The following is a 262-nucleotide window of genomic DNA, read 5'->3' on the forward strand; positions in this document are numbered from 1 at the left end:
TCCTCATAGTGCGCCAAGGTAGTCATGGTAGTCGGCTCACCACGCATATGCATAAGCATAACTGGAATATCGAGACTGGCAGCCATTGACGCAGCCCCTTCACGCTTTAGCGCACGAACATCGTTCCAAATGTCTGCTCCAACCGCAAATGCCGCTGCTATTACTTGTGGGCTACTAGTATCTATAGACAGCCAAATATCATTGCCACAGTGCTTCCGAATAGCTTCAACGGCTGGTATTACGCGCTCAATCTCCTCCTGAG

Annotated in this window: 1 protein-coding gene; it reads right to left on the reverse strand. The window is 50.0% G+C overall.

The window, feature by feature from the left end; genetic code table 11:
• On the reverse strand, positions 1–262 hold a 262-nt coding region (locus AAEY98_RS22445; RefSeq protein WP_351019819.1), incomplete at both ends, for a dihydropteroate synthase.

This window comes from Shewanella sp. AC91-MNA-CIBAN-0169 (assembly GCF_040310165.1).
GTDB lineage: Bacteria > Pseudomonadota > Gammaproteobacteria > Enterobacterales > Shewanellaceae > Shewanella.